13 protein-coding genes, 5 tRNA genes and 3 rRNA genes are annotated in these 20910 nt (G+C 42.8%); 19 read left to right on the top strand and 2 right to left on the bottom strand.

Annotation, left to right across the window (positions count from 1 at the left end):
- Nucleotides 1–85: 85 nt before the first annotated feature.
- From ACNAN0_RS11145 to ACNAN0_RS11125, 5 genes are all read left to right on the top strand, one after another.
- The gene (locus ACNAN0_RS11145) at nucleotides 86–808 is read left to right on the top strand and encodes a glycosyltransferase family 2 protein (RefSeq protein WP_230914161.1); all 723 of its coding nucleotides are present in this window, start codon (nucleotides 86–88) and stop codon (nucleotides 806–808) included.
- Nucleotides 809–998: 190 nt separating this feature from the next.
- The gene (locus ACNAN0_RS11140; RefSeq protein ID WP_416353314.1) at nucleotides 999–1673 is read left to right on the top strand and encodes a WxL domain-containing protein; all 675 of its coding nucleotides are present in this window, start codon (nucleotides 999–1001) and stop codon (nucleotides 1671–1673) included.
- Between the two features lie 143 nt (nucleotides 1674–1816).
- A complete protein-coding gene (locus ACNAN0_RS11135; protein ID WP_416353313.1) occupies nucleotides 1817–2854 on the top strand; it encodes a WxL protein host-binding domain-containing protein in 1038 nt (345 codons plus the stop codon).
- A 110-nt stretch (nucleotides 2855–2964) separates the two neighbouring features.
- Nucleotides 2965–3795 (top strand): WxL domain-containing protein, encoded by an 831-nt coding sequence (locus tag ACNAN0_RS11130; protein WP_416353312.1) that lies wholly within the window; start codon nucleotides 2965–2967, stop codon nucleotides 3793–3795.
- A 13-nt stretch (nucleotides 3796–3808) separates the two neighbouring features.
- On the top strand, nucleotides 3809–4900 hold the full coding sequence (locus ACNAN0_RS11125; protein WP_416353311.1) for a DUF916 and DUF3324 domain-containing protein: 1092 nt from the start codon (nucleotides 3809–3811) through the stop codon (nucleotides 4898–4900).
- A gap of 153 nt (nucleotides 4901–5053) precedes the next feature.
- On the opposite strand, the gene ACNAN0_RS11120 is transcribed toward ACNAN0_RS11125, so the two are convergent.
- Nucleotides 5054–6574 carry a helix-turn-helix domain-containing protein gene (locus ACNAN0_RS11120; protein ID WP_416353310.1) on the bottom strand — a complete coding sequence of 507 codons (1521 nt, stop codon included), beginning with the start codon at nucleotides 6572–6574 and terminating at the stop codon, nucleotides 5054–5056.
- 243 nt (nucleotides 6575–6817) lie between these two features.
- Here ACNAN0_RS11120 and ACNAN0_RS11115 point away from each other — a divergent pair, with 243 nt between their 5' ends.
- The 3 genes from ACNAN0_RS11115 to ACNAN0_RS11105 all read left to right on the top strand — a co-directional run bounded on the left by ACNAN0_RS11115 (nucleotide 6818) and on the right by ACNAN0_RS11105 (nucleotide 10943).
- Complete coding sequence (locus tag ACNAN0_RS11115; RefSeq protein ID WP_230914183.1) at nucleotides 6818–8275, top strand: amino acid permease; 1458 nt, start codon at nucleotides 6818–6820, stop codon at nucleotides 8273–8275.
- A gap of 12 nt (nucleotides 8276–8287) precedes the next feature.
- On the top strand, nucleotides 8288–9115 hold the full coding sequence (locus ACNAN0_RS11110; RefSeq protein WP_416353309.1) for a hypothetical protein: 828 nt from the start codon (nucleotides 8288–8290) through the stop codon (nucleotides 9113–9115).
- A gap of 265 nt (nucleotides 9116–9380) precedes the next feature.
- A complete protein-coding gene (locus ACNAN0_RS11105) occupies nucleotides 9381–10943 on the top strand; it encodes a helix-turn-helix domain-containing protein (RefSeq protein ID WP_230914738.1) in 1563 nt (520 codons plus the stop codon).
- Between the two features lie 68 nt (nucleotides 10944–11011).
- Here the strand turns inward: ACNAN0_RS11105 and ACNAN0_RS11100 are convergent, their stop codons facing one another.
- Nucleotides 11012–11557, bottom strand: a complete 546-nt coding sequence (locus ACNAN0_RS11100) for a hypothetical protein (RefSeq protein ID WP_416353308.1) — start codon at nucleotides 11555–11557, stop codon at nucleotides 11012–11014.
- A gap of 493 nt (nucleotides 11558–12050) precedes the next feature.
- Between ACNAN0_RS11100 and ACNAN0_RS11095 the strand changes: the two genes are divergently transcribed.
- From ACNAN0_RS11095 to proC, 11 genes are all read left to right on the top strand, one after another.
- Nucleotides 12051–13611: ribosomal RNA gene (locus ACNAN0_RS11095) — 16S ribosomal RNA — on the top strand.
- Between the two features lie 163 nt (nucleotides 13612–13774).
- A 23S ribosomal RNA gene (locus ACNAN0_RS11090) occupies nucleotides 13775–16684 on the top strand.
- Nucleotides 16685–16761: 77 nt separating this feature from the next.
- A 5S ribosomal RNA gene (rrf, locus tag ACNAN0_RS11085) occupies nucleotides 16762–16878 on the top strand.
- Together the 16S, 23S and 5S rRNA genes with 3 tRNA genes alongside form the textbook arrangement of a ribosomal RNA operon.
- A gap of 5 nt (nucleotides 16879–16883) precedes the next feature.
- Nucleotides 16884–16956, top strand: a tRNA-Asn gene (locus tag ACNAN0_RS11080).
- A gap of 53 nt (nucleotides 16957–17009) precedes the next feature.
- Nucleotides 17010–17081 (top strand) — tRNA-Glu (locus ACNAN0_RS11075).
- A 3-nt stretch (nucleotides 17082–17084) separates the two neighbouring features.
- Nucleotides 17085–17157 (top strand) — tRNA-Thr (locus tag ACNAN0_RS11070).
- 189 nt (nucleotides 17158–17346) lie between these two features.
- Nucleotides 17347–18777 carry a peptide MFS transporter gene (locus tag ACNAN0_RS11065; protein WP_230912333.1) on the top strand — a complete coding sequence of 477 codons (1431 nt, stop codon included), beginning with the start codon at nucleotides 17347–17349 and terminating at the stop codon, nucleotides 18775–18777.
- A 30-nt stretch (nucleotides 18778–18807) separates the two neighbouring features.
- Nucleotides 18808–19632, top strand: a complete 825-nt coding sequence (locus ACNAN0_RS11060; protein ID WP_230912334.1) for a metallophosphoesterase — start codon at nucleotides 18808–18810, stop codon at nucleotides 19630–19632.
- A 60-nt stretch (nucleotides 19633–19692) separates the two neighbouring features.
- A tRNA-Tyr gene (locus ACNAN0_RS11055) sits at nucleotides 19693–19773 on the top strand.
- 6 nt (nucleotides 19774–19779) lie between these two features.
- Nucleotides 19780–19851 (top strand) — tRNA-Gln (locus ACNAN0_RS11050).
- Nucleotides 19852–20044: 193 nt separating this feature from the next.
- Nucleotides 20045–20842, top strand: coding sequence for a pyrroline-5-carboxylate reductase (gene proC / locus ACNAN0_RS11045; protein WP_416354195.1), 798 nt, complete (start codon nucleotides 20045–20047; stop codon nucleotides 20840–20842).
- Nucleotides 20843–20910 lie beyond the last annotated feature (68 nt).

Below are 20910 nucleotides of genomic sequence, written 5' to 3'. Positions count from 1 at the left end.
GTAAAATGAACTGAGTTGTCAACCGAGTTTTCGGTTCAGATTCAGTTCTTTTTTTATTGAATGAGAAAGGTAATGGGGAAGTATAATGCAGGAAGATAAATTGATTATTGTGATGCCGGCTTATAACGAGGCGGAAAATATTGCGGAAGTTGTCAAAGAGTGGCATCAGTTATTACAACAGGTCAGTCCAACTGGCAAACTGCTGGTTGTTAACGACGGGAGCAAGGATCAAACTTTGACAATTTTAGAGCAGCTTAAAACAGCCTACGCTCAATTAGAAGTCGTCGATAAACCTAACTCGGGGCATGGCGCAACAATCCTTTTGGGTTATCAGCGTGCTTTACGACAGGAACCAGATTATATTTTTCAGACAGATTCTGATGGGCAGACGACGCCCCTTGATTTCAAACAATTTTGGGTGCATCGGCAAGATTATGATGCTCAATTTGGACTACGGACCAAGCGAGAAGACGGTATCAGCCGATTGGTAGTGACTCGGGTGTTAAAGTTGGTTGTTGGGGGAGCATTTCATGTTTGGCTGCCAGATGCTAATGTACCTTATCGATTAATGACGGCAAGTTCATTGGCTGAAGTGCTTGAGAAGATTCCTGCTAATTATTTTTTAGCCAATGTATTAATGACGGTGCTTTATAAAAAACAGCATCGGCGTATGCGCTTCTTGCCAATTACGTTTAGGCCACGTCAGGGCGGACAGAACAGTATTAATTTGCCTAAAATCATTAAAATTGGTCAAGATTCAGTGCTAGATTTTCTACGCGTGGAACATAAATTAAATAATAAAAAGTGATCGAAAACGATCTGTTCACATACATAACTCTTTTAATACCAGTATTTTGGGACCAAATGAATTAGCCATTATTAGTGGGGCAATATTATTATTTGTTTCATTTTTAATAAGAATTGTTATTACAGATTGGCAGTAAACAGGCAAACAGATTGTGTATACTTTAGAGTGAATGATAGAGGGGGGAGTAGTAGTGCGTAAGTGGGAGAAACTCTTGTTAGTCAGTGTAGGTGTGATAGGGGCACTGAGCACTGCTGCAGAAACAAAAAAAGTTGTTCGCGCCGATGGGACGACGGCCACTACATCAGCAAGTGTTGAGTTTATTGGTGGTTTATCGTTAGTACAAGTTCCAAACTTTGACTTTGGGTTTAATGCACCTGATTATGATACGAGTCATGGGTTTCAATTGTTGGATGAGGCGAGCGATTCGACTGATAGTGATGGTATGGGTCGTTCGTTGGTCGTCCGTAATGATGGTGGAATGAATAAGTGGCAGGTCACTGCAAGTTACAGTACATTTACCAATAAACTGGCAGATAGTAGTAATACACTACCAGCAGATACTTATATGAAGTGGTCAATTGATAAGGATCAAATGCAAAAGATAAAGACGGATAATAGTAATGATACCTGGGAATCCACAGATATTATTTCGGATGATACCTCATCAGGGATTATTCGACAGGGTGAGACAAAACAGGTTTTTTCTAGTGTTGGTAGTAAAGGTGCAGAGGCTGGAACTTATCGAATCTCATTTAATCCTAAAACATCAGCTGAGTTTTATATTGGTCCAAATTATCAAAAAAAGGGTCAGTTTGTGGCCCCAGTTACTTGGACACTTTCAGCAAGTCCGACGACGAATAAATAAAATTTCATGACTTAGATTTATTTTCAGTAAAATTTAACAAAAAAGCTATTTTAAAACAGATATTAAATAAGTATAGTTAGGCGGGGCTTTGAAACAAGACGGATGGTTTTGTTTTAGTCCTATTTTTGTAAAGGATTGATTTGTTGGCAAATAAACGGAACGCTATTATCTTGGGTTTGGGTGTCACACTGACTTTTTTTATGTTGACATTGGTGCCGAAACAAGCTGTTCAAGCAGCGGCACCATCGTTTACGGCTCAGGTGACATCTGATGATCAATCAACAATGGATAATCAATATTTTGAGTTGAATCTTCAAACGGGGCAGCAAACCACCACGCAAATATTGGTTCAAAATCTAATAGCTGTACCCAACAAAATCCAAATTAAACCAATTGTGGCGACGACTAGTTCAGATGGTCATGCGGTCTATACGAGCCGGCCGGGAAAGAGCGATAAATCGCTGAAACATAAGTTTACCCAATTGACTGGCCCAACGCAGACCATCACACTGCCCCCACATGGCGAACAAACAGTCACTTTTAATGTGACCACACCCAAAGAGAAAGATTTTGTGGGTTTGATCATGGGGGGCTATCAAGTGTCATCTTTGACGGCGGGGAGCGTGAAAAGTCCTGGGTCAAGCAAAGCCGATATCACGAATAAAGTAAATTATGCCTTTCCAGCTTTAGTCAGTGTGAATGGTGGTCAGGAAAAAATTCGCCCCGAATTAACGGTAGGGCGGCCGCAAATCAATGCCTACGCCACCATGCCTTATTTGAATACTTTAGTGCGTAACATTAAACCAAATCTATTGACGGCCATGACATTGAAGTTTCAAGTGCGCACGAACAAAGGTAAAAAGGTATTTTCAACGCAACAGAGCAATTTGAGTATGGCCGCTAATTCTAATTTTGAGTTATCCTTGCGCTGGCAGCCCAACCGAGTTGTGGCTGGAGATTACGAAGCAATTTATGATTTTAAAACGAAATCGCAATCTTGGCGGTTTCGCCGTCATTTTACCATCACGGATCAGCAAGCTGGACAGTTAAATCGCCAAAATCAGCAGATCCAACCGAATTATTGGCCGCTATTCATCATTGCGGGGTTGCTTATTTTGATATTACTGGTTGTCTTTAGTTGGGTTATTTACTATAAAGGTAAAAAAAGAGGCGGCCGTTGATTAAGCAGATACCAGTTATTGAAAGCATTCTTTTGTGAAATTGAATGGCAAAATAGGTCTAAAAAAATTATACTAAAGAGTAGGAATATTGGGCGGAAGGAGGTATCACCATGAAGATTAGAAAATTATCACTTTTTTCAAGTGTGCTTATTTTGAGTTCATTGGTGTTACCGGTAACTAAGGCATTGGGTGCAGGGACTGACCCTAGAAGCGCTTTAAACGGCGTGGTGCCTGCTGGTGAAGAAAGTGGATCTGCACGTCTCTCAGATAATGACGCGGTGGTTCCAACCGATGGCAGTGCGTCAGGTATCTCACAATTAGGTATTGGGTTTGACTACAGTAAGTATCCGGGTAATTTAGCTTTGAATTTTGTGCCGAACTTTGATTTTGGCTTAGGCAATGCGATCTCTAATTCAGATACCTCAACTAGTACACCAATAACTTTGGGGACGAAGTTGCTACTGGCTGCAGCAGGTTCTAAATCAGGTCCTGGTCGAAATTTGGTTGTTACTGATGCCCGAACAGATCAAGCAGCAAATGCTCAAGGCTATAATCTGACGCTAGCATTGAAAAATTTTAAAGCGGTCAATAGTCAAGGACAATTGGATACATCCAATGCGACTTATTTGAACCATGCAGTATTATCTTTTGATGCCAGTAATATCAAGGTGGGCCCAGGCACATACTCATCTCAGGGTGATGGTACGTTTAGTTATGCAGGGACTTCGGATCATGCACCAACACTGCAGTCGGATTTGAGTGTTTCACCTGGGGGCGAGATGAAAGTTCTAGCAGCTGACCAAGGTCAGGGCACCGGTACTTGGGGCGTTGATTTTTCTAAGAACGAGTCGGCTCATTTATTCGTACCGATTACAGATCAAGACAAGGGCCATTATGTGGCGCGAATGGACTGGAGTTTGGGCAGTGGCCCATTTTCATAGTGAGAGGATATTTATGAATCAATTTGGTAAAAAAAGCAAGTTACATTTGGGGCTTGTTTTTTTTTGGATCATATTTGGTGTATTGGCATGGCCTAAGTCAGCATTTGCTTATAGTGTGCCGAACGTGCCGGTGATTATTCAGCCGGTTATTCCGGAGCAGCAAGCACAAAAGAATGCAGCTTACTTTGATCTTAAGTTACAACCGGGACAAAGTGTACCGACAAATATTGAACTACAGAATACCTCCAATAATGAGGTTTCTTTAGTGATCAAACCAGTCTTTGCCTCAACCGATAATCAGGGTAATATTAGTTACATACCGCATCAAGAATCTGATGACCCAACCCTACCTTTCAAGATGGCTGACTTGGGCTTAAAAACCCAGCGAATCACCTTGGAACCTAATGAACACCGAATTTTGACGCAACAGCTGACCATTCCGAGAACGACGAAATTTGCTGGGCAGTTGTTGGGTAGTTTTTATATCTGGTCGCCGGAAGCTAATCGACAGGCTTTAACAGGGGCTATGAAACGAAAACACATCAGCACGTATAATACATATGGGATTTACATAGGTTTAGGTGTTGGGGTTGGCGATGTTGCTCAAGTTTTGCCTGATTTTCGTTTGCGGCAAGTGACCGTCCGTGCGCAGGGCCCAAATCCAGCGGTTTTAGCTAATTTACAAAATTTTCAGCCACAAGTGATTTCAAATAAAAGCTTGAATATTCAAGCAGCTGTGTATCGACGCGGCAGTTCTGAGATCGTAAAGCGAGCGGCCAAATTAAACTATAGTTTCGCTCCCAATTCCAATACCAATATCCCTATCAGTTGGGGAAAACGCACGATTCAACCTGGAAACTACACTTTACGAATGACTTTAAAACAGGAGACGCGAACTTGGAAATTTAAACGGAACTTTACGGTTAGTGCAGCTCAAGCGCAGCAAGCTAATCGGTATATCACACCGAAACATGATTATACTTGGCTGTGGGTCTTACTAGGACTTAGCGGGTTAATTTTAGCTGCTGTTCTGATGGTGTTTTTATATCGACGGGGTATAAATGCTGGTAAAAAAACAAAGCGTCAATCAAAACGGAAACGCTAAACATACCAATGAGCCATTCGTTGTTCGGTGAGGGCATTTCCTTTTGAAACACGGTTAAAATTTAATTGTTGTAAAACAAATAGGGGTCTTGAAACAAAGCGGAAGTTTTGTTTCAGGATCCCTATTAAGTAAGCATATTTTTAGTGAACACTTCTAGCGACTGATTTTTTCTAAAAAACGATGTTTGATTTTTAAATATAAATTGTAAAAATCAATATCTCGAGCGTCTAAGTTCCATTTGATGACTTTGTGGCGGTCAATATTAGGTGGTAAGACATCGTCCAATTGGGAAGGGGTGTCCAAAGAAGTGATAATCAGATCGGCATCATCCAAAGGGGCGTTTCGAGGTAAAATCGTGATATTATTCAAATCTTCTAAGAAAATAAAAATATCACGACTGACTAAATCGCCGCGCTCAATCAAGACTTTGACTTTAACTAGTTGACCAGTTTTTAAGACTTTTAAATACGGTAACATTAGATAGTAAATTTCACTGGTTAGGGGTTCTTGAAAGGGCATTAAATTTTCAAAACGATGCTGCCGCTTTTTACGTTCAAAAAATAAGGTGATGATATCCCACAGGGTAGATTGTTTATATTCTAGGCGTTCAGGATCATAAAAATCGATTAATTTAATCCGAGGAATTTTCATAACTTCGTAGCTCAAGACTAGACGCATCAAATTACTGACGAGTTGGACATTCGTGTTTAAAGCGCGCTCCTGGACTTTAGAATTTACATCATAATAGTCGGCAATAAAATCAAAAAATTCATCTGTAAATTGCCAAAGCACCGTATTATGTTCGCGGTTATATTGATATAAGTAGCGCGTTGATTCGTCTGGTAAATGTTCCACGCGACCGGTCACGATATCATAGAAATAAAAATACAAACTTTCATTTAATAGATCATCATAAGTTAACCGCGGATAGTCATCGTTAGTTAGGAAAGGGTGCTGTTTTTCGTTATCATCATAGAAAAATGAATTGAAGGCACTCATGTCTTCAATTAAATAGCCATTAACGATACGAACGCGGGAGATGGCAAAAAATAAAATGTTTTGTAACTCTAAAATGGGATCATTCACTGCCGTGTTGGCCCGGCGGACAACAGGACGTACGGAGTTGAAATCAATAAAACGCAAGGGCCATTCTTGTCCGTGAAAGCCGATCCAGTAGATACAAAAAATAAAGAAACGGACTTGGCGTTCGTCACCTTCGAAACGTAAATTGGTGGTTGAGATCGACATGGAGTAGCTATTCATAAATTCCCGTAATTTAGCCATTTTTCGCAAAAGGGTCGATTTACTAATAAAGTGTGTGTTACAGAATTCATCAATTGAAGGGGTTTGTGTTTGAAAAGCGTAGTCAAATGCTTGAAAAATAATACTGCCTTTTAGTAGAAAAAGACGGTAACTATCGACTGACACAGGAAAATTGGCTGCGGAAATATTTTTTTTGTTTAAATTCTCTTCTTTAATTTCAGGATCAAGGGCAAACATATCATCTAGTAGACCTTGGTAGATATTGTAGGTCTTTTGATAGGACATATGCATTTCCGTACCAATATCGTTAAGTGTGAATGTTTCGGCATCCAGGGTGTTTAGCACACGAAACATTTGAAATTTTTCGTTATCTGCTTTGTTAAAAAATAATTCTTCGAAAATATGACTCACCAACTTCCAAGTGATTTGGTGCAATAAATGATATGAATCCCTAACGTTTTGAAGCACATTCAACTTCATTATAGGAAAACAAAATTAAAAGTACAATAGTGGACATATTGACGTTTAGCTTTTTTTAAGATAATCTAATTTAGTTATTAATTCGTAATCGACGTAATTTGCTTAGGGGGCAAAGTTTTGAATTCAAACACGCATGACGAGGTCAAACGAGAACTAAAAACCCGTCATCTATCCATGATCGCCATGGGCGGTAGCATTGGGACTGGCTTATTTGTAGCTAGTGGTTCTGCTATTTCCCAAGCTGGTCCGGGTGGGGCATTAGTTGCTTATATCGGTATCGGAATCATGGTTTACTTCTTGATGACCAGCTTAGGTGAAATGGCAACATTTTTGCCAGTTTCTGGTTCATTTGCCACATATGCCACTCGATTTGTCGATCCAGCACTTGGTTTTGCACTGGGATGGAATTACTGGTTTAACTGGGCAATCACGCTGGCAGTAGATATTAGTACGACAGCAATTATCGTACAATTTTGGTTCCCAAGTTGGCCAAACTGGGCAATCAGTGTCTTCTTCCTAGCTTTGATTTTTTTGATCAACGTTATTTCTGTCAAGTCGTTTGGTGAGACGGAGTATTGGCTGGCCCTGGTCAAAGTCATGACAGTTATTATCTTCCTGGTTGTTGGTGTTTTAACTATTTTTGGCATCCTCGGCGGTCATGGTCCAGTAGGCTTGAAAAACTTTACATATAAACAGGGCCCGTTTGTTGGGGGAATACCTGCTATTTTGAGTGTCTTTGTTGTTGCTGGCTTCTCATTTCAGGGGACCGAATTGATCGGGATCACTGCTGGTGAATCAGCGACACCGGAAAAGAGTATTCCCAAAGCTATCAAACAGGTATTTTGGCGCATCCTTCTATTTTATATTTTAGCGATCTTCATTATTGCTGCCTTAATTCCTTATACGAGCCCTAAATTATTGGGATCCAGTGCACAGGATATTGCTACCAGTCCTTTCACGCTAGTGTTCCAGCGAATTGGTCTGGCAGCAGCAGCTAGTGTGATGAATGCGGTCATTTTAACTTCAGTTATTTCAGCGGCTAACTCTGGTATGTACGCCGCAACACGTATGCTTTGGGCAATGGGCAAAGAGGGACAAGCTGCAAGGACGTTTTCACGTACTAGCCGGCGTGGTGTCCCATTGATGGCGCTATTGCTCACAACTTTTGTTGGCGCCTTTACACTACTGACGAGTATTTTGGGGCCACATGTGTATACTTTACTTGTGGCAGCCAGCGGGTTGACTGGTTTCATTGCTTGGCTAGGCATTGCAATATCTCATTATCGGTTCCGTAAAGCTTTCTACAAACAAGGTTATGAGATGGATCAATTAGTTTATAAGGCCAAGTGGTTTCCTTTTGGACCCATTTTGGCGATGGTTTTAAGTATTATCGTCATTGTGGGACAGGATATTCCGGCTTTGAAGACATTGAATTGGGAACATTTATCGATTAGTTATATGTCGATTCCGCTATTTCTTGTCCTTTATATCTACTATAAAGTTAAATATAAGACAAAAGTGATTCCGTTAGAAAAAGTGGATCTAACACCCCACAAGGATGATCCTGACTTTGCTAGAAAGCAGGCCGCTAAGCGTGCTAGAAATGCAGAAAAGCAAAAACAAGCACATTAAAGGGGCGTGTAAATGGTGCAACTACCAAATAAGTTCCGCTTATTTTTGGTGTTGATCGATCAGCAAGAATTCACAGCGGCGGCTGAGCAACGGTACTGGTGGGATCGGTATCGGATAAATTTTACGTTTTACGTGAATTTTGCTCAGCGTTTGCACTATCTAAGGTTTGGTGATGAACCAACTGTCACAACAGATGGCACAGCACAAGAGCTAACTCAGACAAAGGTTTGCCAGTTGACGCCAAAAGGACAGCGGTGGGTAGCTGGGTATCGGCACTACCGCTTAGTTCACGAAAACTTTATCCCTGGCGTCGTAGATCTGAAGCACATGGCACGTATTTGTCGGCGTCACCCAGAAGGGAAACCCTGGGAGTGGATCTTGAGTTTGTTGGATCATGGTGTGCAGCAAGCACAACAACGTACCGATATGCTGACAGCCTTGCTGCTGCAAAAACATAAAATCAAATTATTACAACATTTAGGTAAATATGATGCTGCTTTAGAAACCTTGCAGGCGGTATTTTATCATGAATTAAGTGAGCCATCTTCAGGCTATGAAGGGATACATGGGTGGCAATTACCGCAAAAGTATCCAAGCTATGAGATTCAAGAGCTGCGCTTCTTTTTAGAACAATTAGATCTTCAATTAGAGGATTTTTTGTTGAGATTTGGTTCGTGGCTGCAAAAGCGTAATATGACGCATAGTTGTTTTACCAGACTGGAGATAATGGCTATCGTGATGTTTGCTTATCTTGATGATGAAATGAGTTTGGCAGCAGTTTTTGCTCGGGCAAACGCACGCCGAAATGATGAATCCAGTAATATTATTTCAAATAAATGATATAATGATTTCACTCAAATCGTTATATCTTTTTTTGTTTTTATTTTTAGGTAATATCCTTTGAAAAAACGACCAATTAGTGCGATTATTAAAGTAGATAGCGGGTTTTGAGTTTGTACTTAATTTTTTTAGTATGTATAATAAAAAATATGTTAACATTGATATGAGATAATGACATTATCTTTTTGGCAACTTGATGGGGAAGTTACAAATTCTTAATAGCCTGTTTAGTAAAGACACAAACAGGCGCAGGGGGAGATTAACCATGCGCAAGGTTGATGACCTATTTTTATCATTCTCCGAGATGGAAAAGTATAATTTATTTTTGAGTATCTTGGAAATGAAGCAAAAAGAAGTTTCACCAGAGCAATTGATTGGCTGTTTTCAACAGCACGGGCAAAAAATCACCGATATCAATATCAAGCAAGTTGCTGAATTACTGGGACGTAGCTATGGTAGTGTGTACAATACTTACATGGGTTTAATCAGTGATTTAAATAACTTGTTGGGGACGGAGAATGCTAATTTAGAAGAATTATTTAGCGTTGAAGCTGGCGCTTATTATGCGTTTTTGACAGCACAATCTTATCCTTATCGTTTCATTGATGCAATCGTACAGGATAAAGAAACCTCGTTTAAAGAATTCTATGCTAATCTTGGCAGCAGTAAGGCCACTGTATTGCGACATTTAAAATCGATGCGCGCATTTCTTAAAGATCGTGGCATTCGGATGACTTATGAACCAATGGGTTTTGTTGGGCAGAGTGAGTTGGCGATTCGAATTGCGATTACGAGCCTATATTGGCGCGCATGTGGTGCCTATCGTTGGCCCTTTAGTGATGCTGCCCGCGTAGAAGCCCTTGAAGCGGTTGATGAAGTGCGACATAGCTTTGATATTTCATCGTTTAGTACGAATGTCAATACATTGCTGTCGATTTTCATGGTCGTAAGTTTTCAACGAATGAAGCATCATTATCTAATTGACTTCAATGCAACCCAGAACATTCTGCACTATGCTTACCCAAATCTGGTGCGGGAGTTTGCAGAGACCCGGACAGATCACTTACAAGATTTAAGTGATGCCGAACTTATGAATGAGACTGGTGGGTTGTTCTTAGTTTATAATTTGGTACCCGTATATTCGGAAACAAATAAGGTTATGGTTGAGAATTTTCTCCAAAAATTGACCTACTATAACGAAGATATTTCTGAGTTTGTTGCTGATTTTCTGAATAGCTTGCCTTTAGATGAACATGACGCGCTGTCTAAGACATCGGTAGATATCAAAGTGATCAAGGCGAATCTGATGGCTATTTTGATTGGTGTGTTGGCTTTTAACAATAGTAATATGTTTCTATTTAATACGGATGATCAAAATGTTTTGGATCAAACTGGTATTGAGACAACGCCGCTCTATCGTAGTTTGAGTAACACGTTCGCACATTTAGCGATGGATCAAAAATATAGTAAGTTCAAACCGTACTTTCGGCAAATTTTACCTGCTTTTTATGGTGTTTTGCAGCCAGTATTAACATTGTATAAGTCTAAGAACATGGTTAACGTTTATATTCAATTACGACCAAGCTTTTTTGAGAACAGTCGGTTGGAACAGATGATCAAAACGCTAGCTTTTGTAAAGATACTAAATACATCGGATGACTTGCAAAATACAGATTTAGTGGTTGCATCAGATCACGTGAGCTTGCCAGATGATTTACCGGAAAGTGCCGCTGTCATGATTTGGCCTCGTAGTCCATCGAGTGATGTTTATGGCCGTTTGTATGGCATTTTAAGAGAGTTACAGTTGCAAAAAGAAGCTAATTATTAAAGAAATTAAAATGACCTAGCCTTTCCTGATTTGGAATATCGGCCGGGTCATTTTTTGTTGGCTTTTGACTAATTGATTTGTTTGATGATTGTCATAAGAAGTAAGATCCAGATATTGATGTACTCATTTTTGTTGATTTTAAATGTGTCCTCGTAAAGAATTGGCTGAGGTAGATTAGCTGCATCGTAAAGTGTCGCAAGCTTGACGCGTAAATTATGGTAATGCCCCGCTTCAAGCTCTGTATAAACAAAAGGATAGAGATCTAACAATAATTGAGTCTGTTGGTGTTTTTTTAATCCAGTAACCAAATGCGTGGCTTCGTGCTGAATTGTTTCTTGAAGTGGTAAATCATTAATTCGATTGTGATAATTAATTTTCTTAGCTAAATAGGCTGTCGCTTCAAATTGATGTAGGGTAAGAAATGCTGATTTTAAATCAAGTTGTAACAGCAGTGCCGTCTCACTGAGAAAGCGCGCAGATAGTCGCTCAATATTGCCTGGGATCTCGAATAAGGACAGTTTTTGTTGGATTTCTTCTTGTGTTGCAGCGGAGTAATCCATTAAGTCTAAATGATGCTCACTTAAAAATGCTTCGATAAGATTAAGTTCTGACATGACTATGCCTCCTTATATAACTAGTTAAATTATAGCAAATTCAGACTTTTTTTAATTAAATTTACTCTGAATGACACTTGAAAAGTAGAAGATGCCAAAATAATGTTCGTTAATATAATGAGTTAGGGAATGTATAAAGGATGAATATTCCCTTGGGGGTTAAAAACACAAACATTATTGATGTAAGTGTTGTATTTGTATGCCATTCCCAACACAAAAAGTTTTTTTGATAATTTCTTGACACTTGCTTGCTTCGCTGGTATAGTAGTTCTTGCAGTTGCGATAAGGCATAACGCTTCACAGAATAAATATACAAAGTGCTTGCAAATTTATTCATAACGTGTTATACTGATTAAGCTGTTCAACAAGGTAGACCTTTGAAAACTGAACAAAGTTTCGATAATCAAATGTGCAGGCTAGACCTTTTGGTCTAACAAACATTTGCGAAGTCAATTCGCTAGCAACAAATAATAATGAGTCACAAACTTGAACTTTAGTTGAGAGTTTGATCCTGGCTCAGGACGAACGCTGGCGGCGTGCCTAATACATGCAAGTCGAACGAGAAACTTCTACCGAGTGCTTGCACTCAACTGAAGTTTCGAGTGGCGGACGGGTGAGTAACACGTGGGCAACCTACCCTAGAGCGGGGGGATAACATTTGGAAACAGATGCTAATACCGCATAACAACCAGAAACGATTGTTTTTGGTTTGAAAGATGGTTTCGGCTATCACTCTAGGATGGGCCCGCGGCGTATTAGCCAGTTGGTGAGGTAACGGCTCACCAAAGCAATGATACGTAGCCGACCTGAGAGGGTGATCGGCCACATTGGGACTGAGACACGGCCCAAACTCCTACGGGAGGCAGCAGTAGGGAATCTTCCACAATGGACGAAAGTCTGATGGAGCAACGCCGCGTGAGTGAAGAAGGGTTTCGGCTCGTAAAACTCTGTTATCGAAGAAGAACGAGGGTAAGAGTAACTGTTTACCCTGTGACGGTATTCGATCAGAAAGCCACGGCTAACTACGTGCCAGCAGCCGCGGTAATACGTAGGTGGCAAGCGTTGTCCGGATTTATTGGGCGTAAAGCGAGCGCAGGCGGTCTTTTAAGTCTGATGTGAAAGCCTTCGGCTCAACCGAAGAAGTGCATCGGAAACTGGGAGACTTGAGTGCAGAAGAGGAGAGTGGAACTCCATGTGTAGCGGTGAAATGCGTAGATATATGGAAGAACACCAGTGGCGAAGGCGGCTCTCTGGTCTGTAACTGACGCTGAGGCTCGAAAGCGTGGGTAGCAAACAGGATTAGATACCCTGGTAGTCCACGCCGTAAACGATGAATGCTAAGTGTTGGAGGGTTTCCGCCCTTCAGTGCTGCAGCTAACGCATTAAGCATTCCGCCTGGGGAGTACGACCGCAAGGTTGAAACTCAAAGGAATTGACGGGGGCCCGCACAAGCGGTGGAGCATGTGGTTTAATTCGAAGCAACGCGAAGAACCTTACCAGGTCTTGACATCCTTTGTCAGTCTGAGAGATCAGATGTTCCCTTCGGGGACAAAGTGACAGGTGGTGCATGGTTGTCGTCAGCTCGTGTCGTGAGATGTTGGGTTAAGTCCCGCAACGAGCGCAACCCTTATGATTAGTTGCCAGCATTCAGTTGGGCACTCTAGTCAGACTGCCGGTGACAAACCGGAGGAAGGTGGGGATGACGTCAAATCATCATGCCCCTTATGACCTGGGCTACACACGTGCTACAATGGATGGTACAACGAGTTGCTAGACCGCGAGGTCATGCTAATCTCTTAAAACCATTCTCAGTTCGGATTGCAGGCTGCAACTCGCCTGCATGAAGCTGGAATCGCTAGTAATCGCGGATCAGCACGCCGCGGTGAATACGTTCCCGGGCCTTGTACACACCGCCCGTCACACCATGAGAGTCTGTAACACCCAAAGCCGGTCGGTAACCTTTTAGGAGCCAGCCGTCTAAGGCGGGACAGATGATTAGGGTGAAGTCGTAACAAGGTAGCCGTAGGAGAACCTGCGGCTGGATCACCTCCTTTCTAAGGAAAAATTACGGAAAGTCTGCACATGTCGAAACTTTGTTTAGTTTTGAGAGGTCTACTCTCAAACACTTCGTTCCTTGAAAACCACATATCATGAAATATTCTAATAACCGAGAATCAACTGTGTATTAAATTGCCGAACGACCAGCACGACGTGCTAGGTCAAGTTAACAAGGGCGCACGGTGAATGCCTTGGCACTAGGAGCCGATGAAGGACGGGACTAACACCGATATGCTTCGGGGAGCTGTAAGTAAGCTTTGATCCGGAGATTTCCGAATGGGGGAACCTGACTATCCTGATCGATAGTTGGCCGTCAGTGAATTCATAGCTGGCGGCAGGCAGACGCGATGAACTGAAACATCTCAGTAGTTGCAGGAAGAGAAAGAAACTCGATTCCCTGAGTAGCGGCGAGCGAAAGGGGAAGAGCCCAAACCAGGATGCTTGCATCCTGGGGTTGTAGGACTGAACATTGGAGTTACCAAGCGGCGGCTTAGCCGAATGACCTGGGAAGGTCAGCCAGAGCGGGTGAGAGCCCCTTAGGCCAAAGGCCACTGCCTCCGTTCAGGATCCTGAGTACGGCCAGACACGTGAAATCTGGTCGGAATCTGGGAGGACCATCTCCCAAGGCTAAATACTCCCTAGTGACCGATAGTGAACCAGTACCGTGAGGGAAAGGTGAAAAGCACCCCGGAAGGGGAGTGAAATAGTTCCTGAAACCGTGTGCCTACAAGTAGTCAGAGCGCGTTAACGCGTGATGGCGTGCCTTTTGTAGAATGAACCGGCGAGTTACCTTTGCTTGCGTGGTTAAATCAGAAAAGATGGAGCCGCAGCGAAAGCGAGTCTGAATAGGGCGCAAGAGTAAGTAGAGGTAGACCCGAAACCAAGTGACCTACCCATGTCCAGGTTGAAGGTGCGGTAAAACGCACTGGAGGACCGAACCCACGTACGTTGAAAAGTGCGGGGATGAGGTGTGGGTAGCGGTGAAATTCCAAACGAACTTGGAGATAGCTGGTTCTCTCCGAAATAGCTTTAGGGCTAGCCTTGATGTAAGGATCACGAAGGTAGAGCACTGTTTGGACTCAGGGGCCCGTCTTGGGTTACTGAATTCAGATAAACTCCGAATGCCGCTGATCTATCATCAGGAGTCAGACTGCGAGTGATAAGATCCGTAGTCGAAAGGGGAACAGCCGAGATCACCAGTTAAGGTCCCAAAATCTATGCTAAGTGGAAAAGGATGTGGAACTGCGCAGACAACTAGGATGTTGGCTCAGAAGCAGCCACCATTCAAAGAGTGCGTAATAGCTCACTAGTCGAGTGGTCCTGCGCCGAAAATGTACCGGGGCTAAGCATAGTACCGAAACTGTGGATGGACACCGATGGTGTCCGTGGTAGGAGAGCGTTCTAAGGGCGGAGAAGCCAGATCGTGAGGACTGGTGGAGCGCTTAGAAGTGAGAATGCCGGTATGAGTAGCGAAAGACAGGTGAGAATCCTGTCCACCGTATGACTAAGGTTTCCTGGGGAAGGCTCGTCCGCCCAGGGTTAGTCGGGAACTAAGATGAGGCCGAAAGGCGTAATCGATGACAAGCAGGTGGAGATTCCTGCACTGGTCTGCTCCGTTATGAGTGATGGAGGGACGCAGGAGGCTAAGGAAAGCATGCCGCTGAATGTGCATGTCCAAGCAACAAGTCGGGGACTGAGTCAAATGCTTAGTGCTAACGACAAGTTGTGATGGGGAGCGAAATTTAAGTAGCGAAGTTCCTGAGGTCACACTGCCAAGAAAAGCTTCTAGCCAGAAGCAGACCACCCGTACCGCAAACCGACACAGGTAGTCGAGGAGAGTATCCTCAGGTGTGCGAGAGAACTCTCGTTAAGGAACTCGGCAAAATGACCCGTAACTTCGGGAGAAGGGTGCTGACCGCAAGGTCAGCCGCAGTGAAAAGGCCCAAACAACTGTTTATCAAAAACACAGGTCTCTGCTAAATCGAAAGATGACGTATCAGGGCTGACGCCTGCCCGGTGCTGGAAGGTCAAGAGGATCAGTTAGCGTCAGCGAAGCTGAGATTGAAGCCCAGTAAACGGCGGCCGTAACTATAACGGTCCTAAGGTAGCGAAATTCCTTGTCGGGTAAGTTCCGACCCGCACGAAAGGCGTAATGATTTGGGCACTGTCTCAACGAGAGACTCGGTGAAATTATACTACCCGTGAAGATGCGGGTTACCCGCGACAGGACGGAAGACCCCATGGAGCTTTACTGTAGCTTGATATTGCGTGTTGGTACAGCATGTACAGGATAGGTAGGAGCCGTAGAGCTCGGAACGCTAGTTCGAAGGAGGCATTGGTCGGATACTACCCTTGCTGTATGAACACTCTAACCCGCGCCACTAAGCGTGGCGGGAGACAGTGTCAGGTGGGCAGTTTGACTGGGGCGGTCGCCTCCTAAAAGGTAACGGAGGCGCCCAAAGGTTCCCTCAGAATGGTTGGAAATCATTCGCAGAGTGTAAAGGTAGAAGGGAGCTTGACTGCGAGACAGACAGGTCGAGCAGGGACGAAAGTCGGGCTTAGTGATCCGGTGGTTCCGTATGGAAGGGCCATCGCTCAACGGATAAAAGCTACCCTGGGGATAACAGGCTTATCTCCCCAAGAGTCCACATCGACGGGAGGTTTGGCACCTCGATGTCGGCTCATCGCATCCTGGGGCTGTAGTCGGTCCCAAGGGTTGGGCTGTTCGCCCATTAAAGCGGTACGCGAGCTGGGTTCAGAACGTCGTGAGACAGTTCGGTCCCTATCCGTCGCGGGCGTAGGAAATTTGAGAGGCGCTGCCCTTAGTACGAGAGGACCGGGGTGGACATACCGCTGGTGTACCAGTTGTGCCGCCAGGCGCAGAGCTGGGTAGCTATGTATGGACGGGATAAACGCTGAAAGCATCTAAGTGTGAAGCCCCCTCGAGATGAGATTTCCCATTCAGTTAATGAAGTAAGACCCTGAGAGATGATCAGGTCGATAGGTCAGGCGTGGAAGTGCTGCGAAGTATGGAGCGGACTGATACTAATCGGTCGAGGACTTGACCAAAAGAACGGCAAGCAGAAGATTCAAGGGTAAAGAAGACATGATATGTGGTTTTGAGGGCACGAAGTGCTCAGGAGAAGTGCGGTGGCGATAGCAAGAAGGCAACACCTGTTCCCATGCCGAACACAGAAGTTAAGCTTCTTAACGCCGAAAGTAGTTGGCGGGCAACCGCCTGCGAGGTTAGGAAGTCGCCGCACTTTATTCCGGTTTAGCTCAGTTGGTAGAGCGCTTGACTGTTAATCAAGATGTCGTCAGTTCGAGTCTGACAACCGGAGTTGTTGACGGCTGGGAGGCCGTTTTTTTAGTATTAATTTTAATATTAATATTAGACCCGTTGGTCAAGTGGTTAAGACACCGCCCTTTCACGGCGGTAACATGGGTTCAAATCCCGTACGGGTCATTCGCCGGCTTAGCTCAGCTGGTAGAGCATCGGTATCGTAAACCGAGGGTCACAGGTTCAAGTCCTGCAGCCGGCATTCGAATGAAAAATAGCAGTATTAAGTATAAGGCGAGACCAATTCCGATTATTCGGCTTTGGGGCTCGCCTTTGCTGTTTACTCAGCGTTCATTCGTCAAAATTATATTAATATTAGATTGAAGGTATTATTTTGGAAAAAAAGGAGAAAACATTCCTTGGGCAGCCTTGGGGGTTGTCGACGTTGTTCATGACTGAATTTTGGGAAAGATTTAGTTATTATGGTATGCGCGCAATTTTACTGTACTATATGTACTCTGCTGTTGAAAAAGGCGGCTTAGGTTTTAGCCAAACGACGGCCTCTTCAATAATGGCTATTTATGGTTCTCTAGTTTACTTGACTTCAGTTATCGGCGGTTTTGTGGCTGACCGTATTTTGGGTAGTCGTCGTACTGTTTTCTGGGGCGGGGTCTTAATTATGTTAGGGCATATAGCCTTGGCTTTACCATTTGGGGCACCAACCTTATTTTTATCAATTGGGTTGATCACAATTGGGACCGGATTATTGAAGCCAAATGTGTCAGAAATGGTCGGCACACTTTACACTGAAAATGACGTTCGACGTGATGCCGGTTTTAGTATTTTCGTAATGGGTATCAACCTTGGATCCTTATTGGCACCATGGATCGTTGGAACAGTTGGACAGAGTGTCAACTTCCACCTAGGCTTCTCTATCGCGGCTATTGGCATGTTCTTTGGCTTGTTGCAATACTACTTTAGCGGTAAAGAGTATCTAAGCGAAGCTTCTTTACATCCAACGGATCCAATCACAGCTGCTGAAAAACCTAAGATTCTTCGTAATCTTGCATTATGGTTTGTACTAGCCATTTTGGTGTTTGGTAGTTTAGCAATTATTGGTCAGTTAAATATCAATAATATCGTTTTAGTCTTCAGTATTTTAGGTGTTATTTTGCCAATTGCATACTTTATCATGATGCTTTCGAGCAAAAAGACAACTAAAGTTGAACGTTCCCGTATTTGGGCATACATTCCGCTGTTTATTGCTAGTGTTTTATTTTGGTCCATTGAAGAACAAGGCTCCGTTGTCTTAGCATTGTTTGCGGCTAACCAAACGCAGTTGGATTATACTTCAATTCAGTGGTTACCTGGATTTTTACAACATATCTTGCCTTCATGGTTTCAATCTTTAAATCCATTTTTCATTATTATTTATACGCCAATCTTCGCCGTTTTGTGGACAAAATTGGGACGGAAACAACCATCAACGCCGTCTAAATTTGCCTATGGTCTTTTATTTGCGGGTTTATCCTTTATTGTGATGATGATTCCCACGCTAACCCATGATACAAAATATTTAGTGAGTCCATTATGGCTTGTTTTGAGTTGGGCCATTGTGGAAATTGCTGAAATGTTGATATCACCGATTGGCTTGTCTGCCACAACGAAATTAGCACCGAAAGCATTTCAGTCGCAAATGATGAGCATGTGGTTCTTGGGGGATGCCATGGCACAAGCAATCAATGCGCAAATCGTTAAACTTTACACACCGCAAACGCAAGGTGTATATTTTGGTGTTGTCGGTGGTATTACGATCGTATTTGGGATTCTATTATTTACGATTGTACCTAAGATTCGAGACCTGATGCAAGGCGTGAAATAGGCTCAAATTGTAAAGTTGAGGGTGTGCGCGATGGTGAAGATTGCAATGAGCAGTGATAATCACATTGATGTCAATCATTTAGATGCTGCGGAAACTTTATCACAGCAATTAGCTTATTTATTAGAAAATCAATTTGATTATTATCTGATAGCTGGTGATCTGTTCAATGATTTTCAAAAATCTTTGGCTTTCGTACGTTCAATGAATCAGCAAGCTAATGGGAAATTGAAGGTTTACTTTATCGCGGGAAATCATGATATGGTCAATGGGACTGATTATCCAACTTTACAGACGCCAATCGATCCGGTCTACTTGCATCAAAAAGTTATTGATATTCCAGATACAAATTATCGAATTATCGGCAATAACGGTTGGTATGATTATACCTTTGGCCGTGATTTTGACCCAAAACCGCTCAAGGCTTACATTCAATGGCGGAATGCCTATTGGATCGATGGCGGCATTACCGGTCTTGGCGATGATTTAGCAATGATGCAAACGATTCTGAATCAGGTTTATACGCAATTCTTAGCCGCACGCGCTGCTCAGAAAAAAATTATTTTTATAACACATTTTGTACCACGAGCTGAGTATATATTTTATAGTTTAGATCGACCTTATTGGAACATGGTCAATCCTTTACTAGGTAGTCAACATCTTGGCGCCCTTATTGAAGCTTTTCAAATTGAACATGTGATGTTCGGCCATCTACATGTGCGACATAAGCCAAGGCTAATTCATAATACGACTTATTATAGTGCACCAGTGGGCTATGGACTGAAACGAATGCACGAATGGGTCGGTAAAGATTTTATGACTGAATGGCAACAAACGCTTCAAATTATTAAAATTTGATATTGCAATTTTGGTTAGATTTTAGTATTATATTTAAGTCGGGTTACATAGTAATCCTATGGAGGAGTAGCGAAGTGGCTAAACGCGGCGGACTGTAAATCCGCTCCTTCGGGTTCGGTGGTTCGAATCCACTCTCCTCCATATCATTGGGTTATAGCCAAGCGGTAAGGCAACGGACTTTGACTCCGTCATGCGCTGGTTCGAATCCAGCTAACCCAATCTACCGTGTTCGACGGGTGGTTTAATTAAGGTTTTGACTGATACTAACTTCTTCCCATTGATAGTAATAGATAAATTATGATTAGATATATTATTGGACGCGGATAGTAGTCGGGACAAAGTAATCGCTTTGTTTCGGCTATTTTTATATCCACTGACTTAAAGCAAATTTAGAAAGTGAGGATTAATAATGATGAAAATTGGTTTTATTGGTGTTGGACATATGGCTAGTGCTATGATTCAAGGCTTATTGCATGCGGGTTATTCAGAGCGGGATATTGTTGTTCATAGTGCCCATCAAGCTCACTATGAAGCTTTTGCGCAAGCAAATGGGGTAATTGCGGCCAAAGATAACCTAAGCCTTGCGCAGACAGCTGATCTAATTATTTTAGCGGTTGAACCAAGTCTGTACCAATCAATTCTCACTGAAATTAAACCTGCCATTACGACAAAAAAGATAATAGCATCGGTCTTAACAGGTATTACGGTTGCCCAACTGCAAACAGCACTCGGGGTGGATATGGTGCCGATTGTGCGGCTGATGCCAAACGTTAATGTTGCAATCAATCAAGGTATGACGGCTATGCAAGGGAATACAGCGAGTTTACCTGAGGCACGGGCAACTATCCGAGGTGTTTTTGAAAAATTAGGGGCAGTGATGATACTGCCAGAAGATAAGTTTAGTGTTTTTGTAGCCTTAGCCGGTAGTTCACCAGCGTTTATCTACTTATTTATCGACAGTTTGGCACGTGCTGGTGTTAAATATGGGTTGTCTAAGGCTCAAGCAACTGAGATTGCAGCGCAAGCCACATTGGGTAGTGCTCAAATGGTCCTTGATGCTGATCAATCGCCATTTGATTTGATCGATCAAGTTTCATCACCTGGTGGCACAACAATTGCTGGGCTATTAGCTATGGAAGAACATGGCTTGATTACGAGCGTGATCAAGGGCGTTGATGCGACGATTGCTAAGGATGAACAAGGTTCTTAAAAATAAAATAACGGGCGAAAACAAATTCAACATTTTGTTTTCGCCCGTTATTTAGTTATGAATAACTT

The organism is Agrilactobacillus fermenti (genome assembly GCF_047943045.1).
In the GTDB taxonomy this organism is placed as follows: domain Bacteria; phylum Bacillota; class Bacilli; order Lactobacillales; family Lactobacillaceae; genus Agrilactobacillus; species Agrilactobacillus fermenti.
The sequence above is the reverse complement of the archived record's forward strand: the minus strand, read 5'-3'. Positions and strand labels throughout refer to the sequence as shown.